This is a genomic window from Paraferrimonas sp. SM1919 (genome assembly GCF_010993985.1).
In the GTDB taxonomy this organism is placed as follows: Bacteria; Pseudomonadota; Gammaproteobacteria; order Enterobacterales; family Shewanellaceae; genus SM1919.
Window position 1 is genome coordinate 1 of sequence record NZ_WINH01000104.1, and the last position, 646, is coordinate 646.

Consider the following 646-nt stretch of genomic DNA (forward strand, 5'->3'; position numbering starts at 1 on the left):
TAACAAATAAGGATAGGCCGCGCGCAGCCGCGACCTTATCCCGATTGTTGAACAAGCCCGAAGCTAGATGAGTCTGCTTATTTATAGGAAATATCGTGTGGTATTCTGATAAGGTTTTGGCTGTTGATTCATAGCCACTTTTTCTTAGATGTGTTCTGCCCTTAGCCAAGCGGCTAAACCGCTGTTTCTTAACCTTTTTGTGTGTGTTTCCTCTGTTTAAATGAATGTTTTCCTAGAGTTGTTCAAGTTGAACTTAAGCTAGGTTGAGCACCTTCTTCATTAATATCCCTTTAAACAACATAGGCTCATGGCAACAAGGGCAAGCTCGATAACAACAGGGCCTCGATGTTTCTATTGCTGTGGGTATGCTGACCCTTAGCAGCAGTTGAACCTGCTGGATGATGTGATGATTGCACCCTTGTAGTAACCCATAGTCCCGCACTCGTCTAAGTCCTTTGGGCAGTATGTGCTGTAGGATAAGCATTAAGAACTTGAGTGTCGGCAGTGTTCGTATTTTTGATTGTTTAGTCGCACTGTCTTGATACCTGAAGCTGACGGCTTCAGCAGTAACTTTCACTATGGCTTTATCTGGCAATACACCGCGGTAAAGGTATCGTGATAAATACTTTAATGCAGGCGCACCTTG

1 protein-coding gene is annotated in these 646 nt (G+C 43.8%); it reads right to left on the reverse strand.

Going from position 1 to position 646, the window contains the following annotated elements; translation table 11 throughout:
* Positions 1-253: 253 nt before the first annotated feature.
* Positions 254-646 (reverse strand): transposase (locus GFB48_RS17360; RefSeq protein WP_205597768.1); only part of this gene is annotated, 393 nt, incomplete at its 5' end.